Origin of the sequence: Streptomyces sp. SolWspMP-5a-2, from assembly GCF_900091845.1 — a bacterium.
Lineage (GTDB): Bacteria > Actinomycetota > Actinomycetes > Streptomycetales > Streptomycetaceae > Streptomyces > Streptomyces doudnae.
On record NZ_FMCI01000035.1, the window covers coordinates 1 to 15300 of the forward strand.

14 protein-coding genes are annotated in these 15300 nt (G+C 75.0%); 6 read left to right on the forward strand and 8 right to left on the reverse strand.

From position 1 onward, the window contains the following. Window positions 1-2044: 2044 nt before the first annotated feature. Window positions 2045-3829, forward strand: coding sequence for a hypothetical protein (locus GA0115242_RS02300; protein WP_141721457.1), 1785 nt, complete (start codon window positions 2045-2047; stop codon window positions 3827-3829). 30 nt (window positions 3830-3859) lie between these two features. Next, entirely contained in the window at window positions 3860-5152 is a 1293-nt protein-coding gene (locus tag GA0115242_RS02305; protein ID WP_141721458.1) for an RICIN domain-containing protein, read from the forward strand. Between the two features lie 132 nt (window positions 5153-5284). Here the strand turns inward: GA0115242_RS02305 and GA0115242_RS02310 are convergent, their stop codons facing one another. Together GA0115242_RS02310 and GA0115242_RS02315 are read right to left on the reverse strand one after the other, a co-directional pair. Beyond that, the gene (locus tag GA0115242_RS02310) at window positions 5285-5689 is read right to left on the reverse strand and encodes a signal peptidase I (protein WP_093823936.1); all 405 of its coding nucleotides are present in this window, start codon (window positions 5687-5689) and stop codon (window positions 5285-5287) included. 55 nt (window positions 5690-5744) lie between these two features. Beyond that, a complete protein-coding gene (locus GA0115242_RS02315) occupies window positions 5745-6950 on the reverse strand; it encodes a glycosyltransferase (protein WP_093823938.1) in 1206 nt (401 codons plus the stop codon). A gap of 485 nt (window positions 6951-7435) precedes the next feature. Here GA0115242_RS02315 and GA0115242_RS02320 point away from each other — a divergent pair, with 485 nt between their 5' ends. After that, window positions 7436-8026, forward strand: coding sequence for a hypothetical protein (locus GA0115242_RS02320; protein WP_202554854.1), 591 nt, complete (start codon window positions 7436-7438; stop codon window positions 8024-8026). Window positions 8027-8369: 343 nt separating this feature from the next. Here the strand turns inward: GA0115242_RS02320 and GA0115242_RS02325 are convergent, their stop codons facing one another. Together GA0115242_RS02325 and GA0115242_RS02330 are read right to left on the reverse strand one after the other, a co-directional pair. Beyond that, complete coding sequence (locus tag GA0115242_RS02325; RefSeq protein WP_093823943.1) at window positions 8370-8849, reverse strand: MarR family winged helix-turn-helix transcriptional regulator; 480 nt, start codon at window positions 8847-8849, stop codon at window positions 8370-8372. A gap of 378 nt (window positions 8850-9227) precedes the next feature. Beyond that, window positions 9228-10142 carry an NADP-dependent oxidoreductase gene (locus GA0115242_RS02330; RefSeq protein WP_093823945.1) on the reverse strand — a complete coding sequence of 305 codons (915 nt, stop codon included), beginning with the start codon at window positions 10140-10142 and terminating at the stop codon, window positions 9228-9230. Between the two features lie 185 nt (window positions 10143-10327). On the opposite strand from GA0115242_RS02330, the gene GA0115242_RS02335 reads away from it, so the two are divergent. Together GA0115242_RS02335 and GA0115242_RS02340 are read left to right on the forward strand one after the other, a co-directional pair. Next, a complete protein-coding gene (locus GA0115242_RS02335) occupies window positions 10328-11704 on the forward strand; it encodes an MFS transporter (protein WP_237548661.1) in 1377 nt (458 codons plus the stop codon). 174 nt (window positions 11705-11878) lie between these two features. After that, complete coding sequence (locus GA0115242_RS02340; protein WP_093823982.1) at window positions 11879-12103, forward strand: hypothetical protein; 225 nt, start codon at window positions 11879-11881, stop codon at window positions 12101-12103. A gap of 24 nt (window positions 12104-12127) precedes the next feature. On the opposite strand, the gene GA0115242_RS02345 is transcribed toward GA0115242_RS02340, so the two are convergent. The 3 genes from GA0115242_RS02345 to GA0115242_RS02355 all read right to left on the reverse strand — a co-directional run bounded on the left by GA0115242_RS02345 (window position 12128) and on the right by GA0115242_RS02355 (window position 14125). Continuing rightward, the gene (locus tag GA0115242_RS02345) at window positions 12128-12535 is read right to left on the reverse strand and encodes an FKBP-type peptidyl-prolyl cis-trans isomerase (RefSeq protein ID WP_093823947.1); all 408 of its coding nucleotides are present in this window, start codon (window positions 12533-12535) and stop codon (window positions 12128-12130) included. Window positions 12536-12692: 157 nt separating this feature from the next. Further along, window positions 12693-13343 (reverse strand): endonuclease, encoded by a 651-nt coding sequence (locus tag GA0115242_RS02350; RefSeq protein ID WP_093823949.1) that lies wholly within the window; start codon window positions 13341-13343, stop codon window positions 12693-12695. Between the two features lie 254 nt (window positions 13344-13597). Further along, the gene (locus GA0115242_RS02355; protein ID WP_093823951.1) at window positions 13598-14125 is read right to left on the reverse strand and encodes a hypothetical protein; all 528 of its coding nucleotides are present in this window, start codon (window positions 14123-14125) and stop codon (window positions 13598-13600) included. Between the two features lie 186 nt (window positions 14126-14311). Between GA0115242_RS02355 and GA0115242_RS02360 the strand changes: the two genes are divergently transcribed. Beyond that, a complete protein-coding gene (locus GA0115242_RS02360) occupies window positions 14312-14536 on the forward strand; it encodes a DUF6980 family protein (RefSeq protein WP_093823954.1) in 225 nt (74 codons plus the stop codon). A 292-nt stretch (window positions 14537-14828) separates the two neighbouring features. Here the strand turns inward: GA0115242_RS02360 and GA0115242_RS02365 are convergent, their stop codons facing one another. Then, window positions 14829-15224 carry an ArsR/SmtB family transcription factor gene (locus tag GA0115242_RS02365; protein ID WP_093823957.1) on the reverse strand — a complete coding sequence of 132 codons (396 nt, stop codon included), beginning with the start codon at window positions 15222-15224 and terminating at the stop codon, window positions 14829-14831. Window positions 15225-15300 lie beyond the last annotated feature (76 nt).

The following is a 15300-nucleotide window of genomic DNA, read 5'->3' on the forward strand; positions in this document are numbered from 1 at the left end:
GCGCGCGGGGCAGGTGCCGCAGGCGGGCGGGGCGGTGGCGGGGGCCCAGGGGGTTGGGTCCGACCCGCGCGCGGCCAGGGTGCCGCAGGGGTCCAGGCCGGGCTCGGCAGGAACGGCACCGGGGACACGCCCCGCCGCCGCGGCACCGGCCGCGCGCCAGGCGGGGGAGGCTTCCCCGCAGGGCCAGGCGGGCGGGGCCTCCGGGGTGCGCGAGACGGGTGGTGCTCCTGCGCCGCGTCAGGCCGGTGCGGCTCCGGCGCCTCAACAGGCGGGTGGTGCTTCTGCACAGGGTCACGCGAGCGGGGTTCCCGCAGCGCGAGAGTCGGGCGGGGCTCCCGGGTCGCGACAGTCGGGCGGGGCTCCCGCGTCGCGCGAGACGGGTGGTGCTGCTGCGCAGGGTCACGCTGGCGGGGCCCCCGCGTCGCGCGAGACGGGTGGTGCCGCCGCGCCGCGTCCGACCGGTGCGGTGCCGACGTCCGGGCTGGGGGGTCTGCCGACGCCCGGTCGGGCGAACGTGCCTCCCGCGCCGCGTCACACGGGTCTGGTGCCTGCGTCCGGCCTGGGCGGTTTGCCGACGCCCGGTCAGCCGAACGTGCCTCCCGCGCCGCGTTACATAGGCCCGGTGCCGACGTCCGGCCTCGGGGGTCTGCCGACGCCCGCTCAGGACGGTACGGCGCCGACGCAGGGACGAGCGGGCTCGGCGTCAGGGGCGGGTCAGACGGCTCCAGGTCAGACGGCTTCCGGGTCCGCGTCGGGTCAGACGGCTTCCGGGTCCGCGTCAGGGCAGGCCGGGACCGCGTCCGGGGCAGGCCGGGGCGGTGCGGGGTCCGCGTCGGGCCAGACGGCTCCGGGAACCACGTCGGGTCAGACGGCTCAGGGGGCCACGTCCGGCAAGGCCGGGACAGCGTCGGCCTCTGGCCGGACCGGCGGCGGACCGTCGGTGAACCCGGCGTCCGGTGCGACGCCCGACCCGCGTGCGGGTGGTGCCGAGCCCGGCTCTCGCGCGGTCTCCCACCCTCAGCGGACGACTGCGACGCCGACGACCGGTACCCCGCCGACGCCGGTCGCCAGCGACACGGGTTCCGGCCCGCGTCCGAGCGGTTCCGTTCCCGGTCCCGAGACCGGCGCGGGGCCGGTGTCCGGCACGCCCGGCGCGACACCGCCCGCTCACTCCAGCGGGGACGCGCCCCAGGCTCCGGGTCCGCGGCCCGACGCTCCCGGGGTGCCTCCGACACCGGGCACGGCACGGCCGTCGTCCGGCACGGCTGACACGTCCGGGGAGCACCACGCGCCCGGATCCGCGGGTGAGCCTGGTAGTTGGGGTACGTCGGGCGAGCGGGGCACGTCGAACACGGCGGGTACGCCCGGTACTTCGGGTACGCCGGGCGAGCGCGGCACGTCTGACGCGGCCGGTGCGCCCGAGGCGACGAACGCGACTGGTGCGTCTGGTACGTCGGGTACGCCGGGCGAGCGGGGCACCCTGAACCCGGGAGATGCGTCCGGTACTTCGGGTGCGTCCGGCGAGCGCGGCACCCCCGACACGGCAGCCACACCCGGTGCGCCCGAGGCAGCGAACACGCCCCGTACGTCCAGCACCCCCGTCACGTCCCGCACGCAGGATGCGCCCGACACCGCAGCCACGCGGAGCGGGCCCGGCACTCCCGGTGCGGCACCTGCGGACCCCGTGGCACCCGTGCCCGGCCACCCCGGCCCGGCGGCGGCACCGCCGTCCCCGTCCGCCTCGGACCCGGCGGCCCCCGTCCCGTCCTCGCCCCCGCCCGGTGACACGGCGGTCCCCGAAGTCCCCTCGTCCGGCGCCCCGGATCACGAGCCGACAGGCCCGGCACCGCGCGGTGGGACCCCGGCGGGCCAGGAACCCGACGGTTCGACGGCACCCGGCGCGTCCGACCCGGCCGCACCCACCGGTACGCCGGACACCACCCCGGCCGCCGAGCCCGCCGCCCCCGACGCGTCGGGCGACCCCGCACCGGCCGAGCCGGAATACGTCCCGCCGCCCGCTCCCGTCCGTCCGCCGATGATGAGCATGTCCTCGGGGCCGATCGCCCCGGAGACCGGCCGGTTCGAGCCGCCCGCCGTCGCGGAACGGGACGAGGAGACGGCCCGAGGCCGAGACGAGGCGCCCCGCGCCACGGCGGGACCCGGCAACGACGAGACGCCGTCCTCCGCAGCGGAGCTCGGCCACCACGAGGCGCCCCGCGCCACGGCGGAACCCGGCGACGACGAGACGCCGCACTCCGCCGCGGAGTCGGGCCACCACGAGGCGCCCCGCGCTGCCGCGGAGCCCGGCCACGACAACGCGCCCCACGCCACGGCAGACCCCGGCCACGACAACGCGCCCGACGTCCCGGCCGCCCCGGAGGCTTCCGCCCCGGCCTCGCAGGAGTCCCCCGAACCGGACGCCACCACCACGCCCCCGTCCCACCGGACCGACCCCGCCCCCACGGGGACCGAACCGGCCGAGCCCACCGCGCCGGACGCCTCCCGGGCTTCTCGGCCTTCCCCGGAACCCGGCACCCCGCAGAGCCCCGCGGCGCCGCCCTCTCCGGCGGCGGATGCCCCCCGTCCGGAGCGTGCCGAGAGCCCGGCCCCGCCCCCGAAGCTGGCGGCGCTGCTCAGCCGTCTCCGCGAGGACGAGCCGGTCGCAACGGAGCCGTCACGGGAGCCGTCCGCGCCGGACACCCCGGCCGCCGGGAAGCCCCCGGTGCCCCCGGCCCGCCCGGCAGCCACAGCAGCCACGGCAGCCCCGGACGCCCCGACCGGCGCCGGAAGCCGTCCCGCGGAGCCCATCACGCCCCCCGGGCCCACCACGCCCCCAGGGCCCACCACGCCCCCCGAGCCCGCCGCAGGCGACCCCGTGCCGCCCCGCGTCAGGCCCACCGCCTCCGTGCCCACCGCCTCCGTGCCTCCCGCGCTGGCGGCCCGCTCCACCGCCTCCCCGGAGCCGCAGGGCGCGGCGGCCCCGTCCGCCCCCGCCGTGCCGACCGCCCGTCGCGCCCCGGCGGTCCCGCTTCCGCCGTTGTTCCCCGCGCCCTTCCGGCCGGGGCACGTGAGCACCCCGGCCGAGCGGACGGCGTTCCGGACGCTGGCCGACGCCGCGTGGGACCGGCACGGCACCGCCGTCAGCCGCACGCTGACGCGGCTCCCGGCGCTGCGCGGGCAGGAGCAGGAGGCGGCCCGCGCCGACCTGATCGCACTCCACCTCTATCTGCACGCCCCCGAGGGCCCGTTCGGCCACGAAGCGCTGGCCCGGGGCCTGTACGAGGGGGAGGAGCGGCTGCTGCCGTACGCGGCCTGCGTGACCTCGGGGTTGCGCCGGATGCCCTCGTACCGAGGGGTCGCGTTCCGCGGCGCCGAGGGCCAGGACGGCGGCCTCATGGAACCCGGCGTGCTGCTGCGCGACCCCGCCCCCGTGTGCGTGCTGCCCCTCGCGGCGGGCGCACCGAGGCCGGGCGGCGCGCAGTACGCCGTGTGGTCGGTGACCGGACGCCGGGTGCGTCAGCTCGCCGACCGGCCCGGTGCCGGAAGGGACCGGGACGAGGTGGTGTTCCCGCCGGGCACCCTGCTGAGGGTGCTCGACGTGCGCGAGGTGAGCGGTGCGCCGCTCACCCTGCTGCGCGAGGTGCCCCTCAACGGGCCGGACGTACCGGCCCGTTACGGCGGTGCGGAACTCGACGCCGACGACCGCACGGCGCTCGCCCGGCTGGACGAGGCGCTGCGCGGCCACCCCGTCGCACCAGGGCGGCACGACTGGCCCCGGTTGTGCGCGGGGGCGTTGGAGCGGGCCGCGGGCCGCCCGCCGTTCGACTGATCGACCTGGCCCGACAGAAGTGGAGATTTGATGCCACAACAGGAAAAGAGAGGGCTGACGGGGCCGGTGGTACGCCGTGCCGTCACCATGCGCGGCACCGCCGCCGAGCCGGACGCGGAGGCACTTCGGCCGCGTACGGCGGAGGAAGAGGCCGTCGCGCCGGCGCGCGGGCCGGTCCCCTCCGAGGGCGCCGACGCGCGCGGTGACGGCTCGTCGCCCGTGGTGCCCGTCCCGTCGCCCACAGCCGTGCCGGAGGCGTCCTCGCCCGAGGCCGGTTCCGCGCGGTCCACGGCTCCCGGTGCCGCATCCGGCGCCGCGGGTGCCGACTCCGCCGTCCCCTCCGGGGAGTCGGCGGCGAAGGACGCGGGTGACGCGGGCGACCTGGCCGCCGGTGCCGGGTCCCTGGGCGCGAGCGCGGGCGGTACGCCGCCGGGCGCGTCCAGGGGCGACGCGGGCGCCGGCGGGGACGAGCCCCCGTCGGGCCGTCCCACGAAGGCGCTGCTGGCCGCGGCCGGTATCGGCGGCGCGCTGCTGATAGCGGTGCCGTTCCTCGTCATGGGCACGCACCACGGCGACAGGACCGAGCCCGCGGCGCTGGCCGAGAAGGCGACGGCCCGGACGCTCCAGAAGGACGAGGAGACGGTGCAGTTGGGGGAGTACGCCCCCAAGTCGCCGAGCCCCGAGGCGTCGAGCCCGAAGGCCGAGGAGCCGAAGAAGGAGGAGTCGCCGAGCGTGACTCCGACCCCGACGCCGACGGCGACCGGGGAGACCGCGAAGAAGACGGAGAAGAAGGAGGTCAAGGCGGAGAAGGCGGTCAAGAAGAAGGCCGCCGTCGCGGCGCCGCCCAACTACGCCAACATGAAGGGTGTTCTGCTCAGGAACATCTCGTCGAAGCTGTGCGCGGACATCCCGTACTACGACAAGGGCAAGGTCAACGGCCCGGTCAACCAGTTCCACTGCGACGGCACCGACAAGGACAACCAGATCTGGGACTTCGAGGTGAAGTACAAGGGTCAGGGCCCCCGGTCCACCGACCTCTTCCAGATCAGGAACCGCAAGGACGGTCTCTGCGTCGATCTGCCGAACTACGGTGGCCAGCCGCCCGGTTCGCGGATCGCGGAATACTACTGCAACGGCACGACGGCGGACAACCAGCTCTGGTGGCTCGAGTCGCGCGGTGGCAAGTCCTTCTGGATCCACAACTACGCCAGCAACCACCAGTGCCTCGAGGTGGTGAGCGGCTCGGGCATCGACCCCGTCAACGCGCGGCTGGACATCCAGCCCTGCCACGGCGGCAACGATTTCGAGTGGACGCTCTGGTGACAGCCCTCCGCGGCTGACGGCACCGGGCCCCCGGCTTCCACGGAAGCCGGGGGCCTGTCCACGCGCCGGACCTCCCGGCCTCTCCTCACTCGCCCCCGGTCCCGGTCACGCGCCGGACCACCCGGCCTCTCCTCACTCGCCCCGGGACCCTTCCGGAGCGGCCCGCCGTTCCTCCGGTGCCGCCACGTACCCGGGCACGGAGGGCCACCGCAGCGTCATCACCACGGAGTCCTCCTCGGCGACCCAGGAGTGGTCGACCCCGGGACCCCAGACGACGTACGCGCCCTGCTCCTCCAACAGCACGCTGCGGGTGGGGAATTCCATCCGGAAGCGGCCCGAGACGAGGACCAGCAGCGCCGTCCGTACCTCGCCGCGCACCCACCGGGCCCGCCGTTCGCCGCGCGGATGGACGCCCCACTTGACCTCGACGGCCTCGCTGTGGCGCGGATCGCCCCGCTCCCTGAAGTGCCCCAGGAGCCATCCCTGGTCCACCGCCGCGTCCTCGCCCGCGCTGCCCACGTACACACCGTCGTCCATGCGAGCGAACGCTACTGAACCCGCGACCGCGCCGCCGGTCGACCGGCGGCGGCGCTCAACTCCCCCCGGCCATCAGCAGATCCGCCGCCATCTCCGCGCCGTCGGTGCGGACCTCGGCGCCCACGGCCGCCGCCCGAGCCCGGGTCCCCGGCGACAGGACCGCCGTGAGCGCGGAGCGCAGGGACTCCGCGGACGGCGCGGGACCCCGGAGCGCGACACCGATCCCCAGCTCCTCGACCCGGCCCGCCCAGTACGGGTTGTCCGATATCCGTGCCGTCACCAGGAGTTGGGGCACGCCCGCGCGGGCCGCCGTCACCGTCGTGCCCGCGCCGCCGTGGTGCACCACGGCCGCCACCCGGCCGAAGAGACGCTGGTGGTTGGCCTCGCCCAGGGCGAAGCAGTCGTCCCCGTCGTCGATCAGGCCCAGTTCGGCCCAGCCCCGGGAGACGAGCGCGCGCCGCCCGCGTGCCCGGAGTTCGGCGATGAGGCCGGGGACGATGTCCGCCGCCGGGTTCATGCTGCCGAAGCCCACGTAGACCGGCGGGGTGCCCGCCTCCAGGAACGCCACCAGGTCGGCGGGGAGCGGCCGTTCGTCCGGCAGGCTCCAGGTGCCGGTCTGGGTGACGTCGAGGCCGGGTGCCTGCTGCCACGGGCCGAGCGCCGGGTCGGCGGCCAGCCACGGCCGGTCGGTGAGGACGTGGTCGCGCACGTTCGTCACGGACGGCAGGCCCAGCGCCGCCCGGTGCGCGTTGAGGGACTCGGCGTACTGCCCGTCCAGCAGCTCGGCGTCCCGCTCCCACAGCGTCAGGTTGTCGGCGTCCTCCGGTTCGGGCCAGCCGGGCCGGGGCGGGGGCGCGTGATGCGGGGACGGGAGATGGACCGCCGCGTAACTCACGTGCACGTAGCGGACCTCCGCCGCCTCGGCCACGGACCGCGCCGCCGTCTGCCCGAGACCGGCCGCCACCAGCACGTCGCACCCCTCGACCGCGCCGGGGAGCAGCTCGAACTGGGTGTCCTGCAACGCGTCCCGGTACCGGGCCAGGTCCGCCGCGGACGGCAGCGCCGCCCCGCGCATCATCTCCTTCACCGGCGGCCCGACCGGCACCGTCTCGATGCCCAGTCCGGCCAGCCGCCGCGCGAACTCCTCGTCCGGCGGGGCGCACATCCGCACCCGCGCCCCGCGCTCCGTGAGCCGCACCGCGAGAGCCACCAGCGGTTCGACGTCGCCGCGTGTCCCGTAAGTGGACAACAACACCCGCATTCAGTGCCCTCTTTCGCTCTGTATTCCGCGTGCGTTTCGAACTCCGCGCATCCTCCGGGCACCGCCGGTCGATGACATCGCGTCGGTCGTCAGGGATATGCGGGAGAAGCATAGGTCGCGGCGCACCGGTGTCGGAGTGGGTGCGGGAACTCCTCGCGGCGGAAAAGCGCGCGGCCTTTGTGTTCGTCCCGTTTGGTGCCCAAGTAAGAGCCTGGGAAGGGGAGATGAAGGCGGTCGGCAGTGGGCAGGCTGGTGGTGATCCAGTGGACCGCCGCTGTATCCCGCAGAAAGCGGGTCCTTCCGGCTTCCTGCGGCGCCGGCGTGCCTTTCGGGCCGGTTTCCGATCGTCGACACAACCTGAGAGCTGCTGAATGCAAAGTTCGTCGGTGTTCGTCCCTGATGTTTCGGTCATCCTGCCCTGCGCCGGATCGGGAACGCGCTTCAGCGCGCCCTACCCGAAGGAACTGCACTGTCTGGCTCCCGGCGTGACCGTTCTGGACCGCAGTCTCGAAGCCGTCGTCGAGCTGGCCAAAAGCGGACTCGATGTGCGGCTCGTCGTCGTCTTCGGGCCGCACAAGATGGACACGGTGCGGTATCTCGCGCGGTATGCCGAGACCCTGCACCTGGTGTTCGTCTACCAGAACGAGTCGCTGGAACCCGACCTCGCCGGGGCGATCAGATCGGCCCTGCCGATGACCCGGGGGCCGGTCGCCCTCGTCCTGCCCGACATCGTCGTCTCCGGTCCGGACAGCGCCGGAAGCCTCCTCGCCGCGCTGCGGCTCACCGAGGTCACGGGCTGGGGCGTGGTGGCCGCGCGGGAGCACGACCCCGCCGTGCTGCGGCAGATGGGCGCGCTGGCCGTCGTCGAGGAGGACGGCGCCCTGACGGTGCGGGAGGCGACGGACAAACCGGCGGACCCGGCGGGCTTCAACGCCTTCTGGGGGATGGTCGCCGCCGCCGAGGACCAGGCGCACCGGCTGCCCGACGTGGTCGGCAAGGACGTGGCCAGCCCTCTGGCGGGCGCAAGTGCCCACCTGGTCGAGGGGATGGTCAACTACAACACGCCCGCGGGCTGAGGGCACTTGGCACGGGTTCGACCGGCGGGTGCCGGGGCCCGCGTGGAACGGGCCCGCATGGAACGGGCTCCCGTGGAACGGGGACGCGGCGCTGGGGCGGCGGGTCGTCGGCGCCCCGATCTGCCGCCAGGGTGCCGAGGCCGAGGGGGTCGGCGTCGCACCCGGCCTGGCGGACCGCGCGGACGAGGCTCCGGTCACGGCCCCGGTGGAGAGCGCGCTGTGGGCGTCGGAACCGCCCGACTCCGGGCCGTCCGCAACCCGGAGAAGCTCGGGGCGTGGCGGCCCGGGGCCCGACAGACGCCGCGCGGGCCGTGAGGCGCCGTGCCCGCGGGGCGACCGGCGGCTATCCGTCGCCGGGGGACGGGCGGCCGCTGTCCTTGATGGACCGCTCGATCCTGTGCGCGTAGGCGGTGAACGTCTCGATCTGCTCGGCCGTCAACTCACGGACGGAGATGTCCTCCAGGGTCCGCCACATGTCGGTGATCGGCGCGCGCAGGGCGCGACCGGCGTCGGTCAGGCGGACCACCAGGGCACGCCGGTCGTGGGCGGCGGGCTCCCGGGTGAGGAGTCCGGCCTCCTGCATGCGGCGCAGCGACTTGGAGACCGTGGAGTGGTCGAGCCCCACGCCTTCCTGGAGTTCGGACTGCGTCTGCCCGTCCCGGTCGAACAGCTGCATGAGGAGCAGTTCCTGCCCCGGGTGCAGGTTCATGCCGCGGAGCATGGTGGCCGCGTGGCCGCGATGGGCGCGGGCGAGCTGGAAGACGGCGTAGCTGAGGCGGCCGTCGCGTGCCGTGCTCGGCGGCTCGGCCGGGGAGTCGGTCATCGCTGCTCCTCATCAGGTGGTTCGGACGGGGCGGGGTCGCGCCGCCGCTTCGGGACGACGCCCGTGGCGGCGCCGTCCGGCGGCGATCCGGAGCGTATCCGGTCGACGGGGGAGGCCGGCCCGGGGCCACCGGCCCGACGCCGGGACGGTCACGCCCGGGACCCCCTCCCGGGACTGCCTCCCGGTCCCGGCGCGCGGACTGCCCGCGGCGCCCCGGGACGAGCCCCGGGCGCGGTGCGGGTCCCGCGGAAGACCGGAACAGCGGGGAGCACGGAACAGCGGGGAGCATGGGACAGGCGGGACAGGCGGAACGGGCAGGACAGGTGGGACAGACAGCACGGGCAGGACAGGCGGGACAGACAGCACGGGCACCGTGTGTCAGGCGACGGTGAGGACGAGCTTGCCGCGTCCGTGGCCGCCGTCGCTGGACCGCTGCGCCTCGGCCGCGTCGGCGAGCGGGAAGGTGGTGCCGACGGTGATCACCAGCTCGCCGTCGGCGGCCTGCCGGGCGAGTTCGGCCAGTCGGCTCGCGGAGCGCCGCTGTGGGCCCTCGGCGAAGACGACGCCGAGTTCCCCGGCCCGGAAGTCGGCGGTGGTGACGATCCGGTCGGTGGAGCCGCGCAGGGTGATGGAGTCCTCGAGGGCGCCCTTGCCCGCGGCGTCGAACACCGCGTCCACGCCCTGCGGGGCGACCGCGCGGACCCGCTCCGGAAGGCCGTCCCCGTAGACCAGCGCGGTGGCGCCGAGCGAGGTGAGGTACTCCTGGTTGGCGGGGCCCGCGGTGCCGATGACCCGGGCGCCGCGCGCCACGGCGAGCTGGACGGCGACGGTGCCGAGGGCACCGGCGGCGCCGTGGATCAGCAGCGTCTCACCGGCCTTGACGTCGAGCAGGTCGAGGACCCGTTCGGCGCCGTCGCTCGCCACGGGCAGAGCCGCCGCCCGCGTCCAGTCGAGGGCGGCGGGCTTGCGGGCGAGGACGGTCGCGTCGGCCACGGCGTACTCGGCGTAGGAGCCGGTCTCGGACCAGCCCAGCACCTCGTCGCCGACCTTCAGCCCGTCGACCCCCTCGCCGACGGCGTCGACGGTCCCGGCGATCTCGCCGCCCGGGACGGCGGGCAGGGTGGTGGGGAAGATGGCCTCCATGGCCCCGGAGCGGATCTTCCCGTCCACCGGGTTGACCCCGACCGCGTGGATCCGGACCCTGACCTGCCCCGGGCCGGGCCGGGGCGTCTCGATCTCCGCCTCGTGCAGGACCTCGGTACCGCCGAACGTGTCGAAAACGATGGCCTTCATGACTGCTGTCTCCCTCGGTGAAGCGGTCCGGCAACCAGTTGTTTGGCTAGCCACATAAAAAGTAGCACTGATTGTGTGGCTAGCCAAGTATTGGTGGCCGGGTGCCCGCCCGCGGCCCCCTCGCGCCGTCCACAGATGCCGGAAACCCTCTGGGAGTTGCCGGGACCGGCCGATAACGTCCTCCCATGGGCTACCGCGATGTCGCCTCGAAACAGGTCCTGGCCTGGTGCTGCACCTCCGTCGGTGCCCGCATGCCGGTGGCCATGGCCCCGTTGGCCCTGGTCTTCCTGGTGCGCGAACGTCCGGGCGGCTACTCGCTCGGCGCGATCCTGGCCGCGGCCTACGTCATCGGTGAGATCGCCGGCGCGCCCGTCCTCGGGATGCGGCTGCGCCCCGAACGGGCCCGCGCGCACCTGGCCGCCGGGCTGACGACCGGCGCCGCCGCCTTCGCCAGCCTGGGCGTGTTCCCCGACGCGCCCGCCGCGCTCCAGGCCGGATGCGCCTGCCTTGCCGGTGCCGCCCCGGCCGCCGCCACCGGCGGCCTGCGCACCCTGCTCACCGAACTCGTCCCGGAGCACGCGACGGCGCAGGCCCTGTCCGTCGAGTCGATGCTCACCGCCTCCGTCTGGGCCGCCTCCCCCGCGGCGGTCGCCGGACTGGCCCTCGGCGTCGCGGCGCCCGTCCCGCTGCTGCTGGCCGCGGCGCTGATGGGGGCGTCGGTCGCGGGGCTGTGGCTGCTCCCGGCGGCCTGGGGCACAGGCGGCGCGGGGGGCACGGAGCAGCCGGGAACGTCGGCGCTGCGGCTCCTGACCAGGGCGTGGCCCGTGTACGTGACGGGCGCCGCCAGCATGGCGCTGCTGGGGCTGGCCGAACTCGTCCTGCCCGCCCTGCTCGAACAGCGCGGTGTCGGCGTCGGCTGGTCGGGTCCGCTGCTGACCGGGATGGCGGTGGGCGGCGGGCTCGGCGCCCTCGCCTACGGGCTCCGGTCCTGGCCCGGACGGCTGCGCACCCGCAGCGTGGTGCTGATGACGGGCACCTCGGTCTGCGTGACGTTCGCGGCGCTGACCTCCCAGCCCGCCGTGATCGCCGCCGCGCTGGTCGTCGGGGGCACGCTCCAGTCGTGCGCGATGCTCACCAGGAACCTGTCCCTGCGCGAGGCGCTGCCCTCCGGCGCGCTGGCCGCGGGCTACTCCGTGATGTACGCGGCGGGCGGCGCGGGATACGCGGCCACGGGGTCGCTCGCCGGTGCGCTCCTCAAGGTGGCGGCGCCGTCCACGGCGATGCTGGCGGGCGTCTGCCTCACCCTGGTGCTGACGGTAACCGGCTGGTGGGGCGAGGTGCGGGGGAGTGCCCGCAGGACACCGGGAGCCGACACCGTCGTCTCCCGCGGCTCGACGGCTTCTCCCGCGAGCGGCAAGGGAGTTCGTCCGGAGGAACCACCTGCCGACGAGGGCCGGGACACCGGCGGGACGCTACCGGTCCTGGACCGCCGGGAAGCCGCGGGACGACCGGACCCGCAGCCGCGCGCCCCCTGGCGAACCGACCGGGACCCCGAAGGCTGACGTTCCTCCCCGAGCCGCCCCGGCGACGGGAAATCCGCACCGGCCGTCCGGGTGAACGCGGGACACCCTCTCGGACGGCTCCGGGGCGGCGACGGCCCCGGTCCCCACGGATTCCGCAACGGGACGATCCCGGTCGGCTCGCCCCGCCCGCCGGTCCGGGGCAGGCTGGAGGGCGTGAGCAGCGCGCCGATCGTCGTGCACCGGCCCTCCAGGACGGGCGGCCGGAGAGTCACCGTGCACACCCGGGGCCGCGACGAGATCCTCGGCACCGCCTACAGCGACCACGACCTGGTCGTGTTCCTGGACGGCGCGGGCATCACCGACCCGGAGACGATCCTGGACGACCCCCGGTGGATCGAGTGGCGCGACGGCCCGGCGCACGAGTACCACGCCACGTGAGAGCGGGGGCGGAGGCCGCCGGGGTCACTGGGCGCTGCTCCACCCGGTCGCGCGGGAGTACGCGTCCACCAGGTCGACAACGAAGACCAGCGTCGAGCCCGCCGGGATCAGGGGAGAAGGCGCCTGCTTCCCGTAGCCGAGACGCGGGGGGACGACGATCTCGCGCCGCCCGCCGACCCGCATCCCCCGTACCCCCCGGTCCCAGCCCTTGATGACGCTGCCGCCGCCCAGGGCGAACTTGAACGGCTGACCACGGTCCCAGGAGGCGTCGAACTCCGCCCCGGACGCGAAGGTCACCCCGACGTAGTGGACCTTGACCACCATGCCGGACTTCACCTCGGCCCCCTCTCCGACGACCAGGTCCCGGACGGTCAGCTCGGCGGGAGGGTCACCCTCCGGAACGTCGACCGCGGGCTTCGTCGGTTCACTCATGGCAGCCTCGTCATCGTCATCGTCATCGTCACAGCCGGCCGGAGGCCGTCTGCCCGAACCGGTCGGACACACGGATACACGGACACACGGACACACCGCCGCACGGACGCTCCGTGCGACGGACGCCCACGCTACCGAGAACGCCCGCCCGCTCCGACTAGACCCGGGTGCTGACGTCGTCCGCGACGTCCTTGTCGAGCGCGGACCGCACCAACCCCGCGGCGAGCGCCGGGTATGCGTCCTCGCCGACCAGCCGGGCGAGGGACTCGGGAGCCGTCGGGAGACCGAGCCGCTCGGCGCCCTGGAGCGCCTTGGCGTCGAAGTACGGTGCGGTCTCCGGCCACACGGCCTGGACCTCCCGCAGGAAGATGTCGGCGCCGGTGGGCCCGATGCCGGGCAGCTCGCGCAGCAGGTGCCGGCATGTCCCGACGTCGCCGTCGGCGGCTTCCCGGAGTTTGCGCAGGTCACCGTCGTACCGCTCCAGGAGCTGGTCGGCCGCCTCGCCGAGCTGGGTGGCGGTGCGTTCGTCGTAGCGGCGGTAGTGGCCCTTGCCGAGGGCGTCCACGCGCTGCTGCCAGGTGGCCTCGCTCATGCGCCGCGGGCTGCGCATCCCGTCGTCGAAGAGGGCGCGTGCGGCGTCCATGGCCACGGACGCCCTGATCCGCGCGCTGAGCAGATGCGCGAGCACCAGCACCTGGTAGAGCGGTTGAGGGGTGTCGCGCAGTCGCACCCCGACCTCTTGCGCGTAGGTCTGCCCGTGCGCGGTCAACAGGGCGTCGGTGGTGGCTCGTTCCGTCGCGGTCGGCATGATCGCGTCACTCCTCTCACCCGGTGCCGTCACCCGGCCGCGCCGAGGCGACCCCGTGCCGTAGTCCGGCCGCGCCGAGGCGACCCGCGCCCGCGAGGGGACGCCGACAGCGGCCCCGGCCGCTTCTCGGGGGACCGCCGCGCGACGAGGCGGAGCCCGGCCCGGAGCGAGAGTCGACGGCACGCTCACGGTCGACGACCGGCCGAGTGCCCGTTCGACGGCCCGGAAAACGCCGGGTCCGACCTGTGACGACGTCATTCGGCGAGCAGGACGTCCCGAACGGCTCGGAGGCGGAGATCCTCCAGGGTGCGCACCTGCCGCTCGGCCCGCGCGATCAGAGCGTCGAGTTCCCGCTCGTCGAGACGGCTGTCGGCCTCGGCGAGAGCGCGAAGCGTGCGCCAGCCGAGTTCCTTGCCCTTCACCCCGAGCCGAAGGAACTCCAGCTCGATCACCAACGTCAGCGGGGAACGCCGGAACAGCCGCCCGTTGCTCTTGAGCCGCCCCAGCCGCTCGGCCGCACCGGACACGGCGACCTTGTGGCGACGCGGCGGCACACCCAGGGCACGCATGACGCCCAGGAGGCTCCCACGGTCCTCGGCGATCTCCCCGGCGAGGCGCCGCAGCGGTTCCGCGTAGGGCGGATCACGGTGCGACCGAGCCGCGAACCGGGAACGTCCGACCCCGACCGCGGCGCCCGCCAGATGATCGTTGAGATAGATCCCGAGCAGATCCGTACGGACCCGGCGCGTCCGCGTCCGGGCGCCGGGCGTGGATGTCGTCATGACGAGAGCCCTCCTCCCTCCGCCCGGCAGGGCGGAACGGCACGGGTACCCATATCGGGCACGGCGCCCCAGCCCCGGAAGGAACACCTCGCACGCCGGGGGAGCGCCCCTGCCGCGCAGGTCGGCCTCCGCGTGGCCCCCGTGATCTACTTCCGGCCATACGGCCGACGAAAGGGAACCGGAGTCATGACCACCCACTGCTGCGAGGCGATGAACCACCGAGCCGACGTGCGCTGCGACGAGCACGACGACCCCTTCGCCTGCCCCGACGCGTTGATCGACTACAGCGCCGAGTCCCAGGAGTACGGGCTGATCATCCATGACGGCGGCACGTCGAGCATCACGGTCGACTTCTGCCCGTGGTGCGGACGGAGCCTGAGCCCACGCGGTCGGGTCCAGGACTCCGCCTGACCCTCCGCCGTCGGCCCGATCACCGCAATCAACCGACCTTCCACCCCGACCGGCACGGACGGCGCAAGGCACTCTTCCCACTCTTCCCCTCGCTTCGAGGCGCACCCTCCCGACTGCCGCGCCCGGACGGCCCGTTGACGCAGACGACGCGTCCCCGACGGGCGACAGATCCCGGTAACGCCCTCCCGATGACGTGGACTTCGTCCCCGGCGGGGGCAGGGAAACCGTGGTGGGCTGGGCAGCCAGAGACCGGGGGAGACCTCCCCCCACCCCAACCGCCGACACCCTCCCCCTACCGGCCAGACGCCCCCGACGCCGTCGTGCGAGCCGGGGCCGGTGCGTCGCGGACGCCGAGTCGCAGGTGTTCGACGTGGTAGAGCGCCTGGTCGAGGAGTTCGGCGACGTGGTCGTCGTAGAGGGCGTAGACGATCGACCGGCCGTGGCGTTCGCCGGTGACCAGGCCGAGGTTGCGCAGCAGGCGCAGTTGGTGGGAGCAGGCCGAGGCCTCCATGCCGACCGCGTCGGCGAGGTCGCTCACCGAGCAGGGGCCCTCCTGGAGGCGGGCCAGGATGTGCAGCCGGGACGGCGTCGCGAGGGCCTGGAGGGTCGCGGCGACGTCGGCGGTGCCCACGGCGTCCAGTCGCTCGCGCGTGGTGGCGTCGCCGCCGGTGCCTGTTCCGTGACCCATGGCGCCATCATACCGACGACACCTGAAGACCTGTTCATGTGTTCCTGTATGGTGGCGGCGTCACCCCGCCCCGCCC

Coding starts and splice junctions, on each gene's coding strand:
- GA0115242_RS02330 (WP_093823945.1), bottom strand. CDS start 10,142: ATGAAGGCCATCGTTTTCGACACGTTCGGCGGTACCGAGGTCCTGCAC.
- GA0115242_RS02325 (WP_093823943.1), bottom strand. CDS start 8,849: ATGACCGACTCCCCGGCCGAGCCGCCGAGCACGGCACGCGACGGCCGC.
- GA0115242_RS02355 (WP_093823951.1), bottom strand. CDS start 14,125: ATGACGACATCCACGCCCGGCGCCCGGACGCGGACGCGCCGGGTCCGT.
- GA0115242_RS02345 (WP_093823947.1), bottom strand. CDS start 12,535: ATGAGTGAACCGACGAAGCCCGCGGTCGACGTTCCGGAGGGTGACCCT.
- GA0115242_RS02365 (WP_093823957.1), bottom strand. CDS start 15,224: ATGGGTCACGGAACAGGCACCGGCGGCGACGCCACCACGCGCGAGCGA.
- GA0115242_RS02300 (WP_141721457.1), top strand. CDS start 2,045: ATGTCCTCGGGGCCGATCGCCCCGGAGACCGGCCGGTTCGAGCCGCCC.
- GA0115242_RS02350 (WP_093823949.1), bottom strand. CDS start 13,343: ATGCCGACCGCGACGGAACGAGCCACCACCGACGCCCTGTTGACCGCG.
- GA0115242_RS02305 (WP_141721458.1), top strand. CDS start 3,860: ATGCCACAACAGGAAAAGAGAGGGCTGACGGGGCCGGTGGTACGCCGT.
- GA0115242_RS02360 (WP_093823954.1), top strand. CDS start 14,312: ATGACCACCCACTGCTGCGAGGCGATGAACCACCGAGCCGACGTGCGC.
- GA0115242_RS02335 (WP_237548661.1), top strand. CDS start 10,328: ATGGGCTACCGCGATGTCGCCTCGAAACAGGTCCTGGCCTGGTGCTGC.
- GA0115242_RS02315 (WP_093823938.1), bottom strand. CDS start 6,950: ATGCGGGTGTTGTTGTCCACTTACGGGACACGCGGCGACGTCGAACCG.
- GA0115242_RS02310 (WP_093823936.1), bottom strand. CDS start 5,689: ATGGACGACGGTGTGTACGTGGGCAGCGCGGGCGAGGACGCGGCGGTG.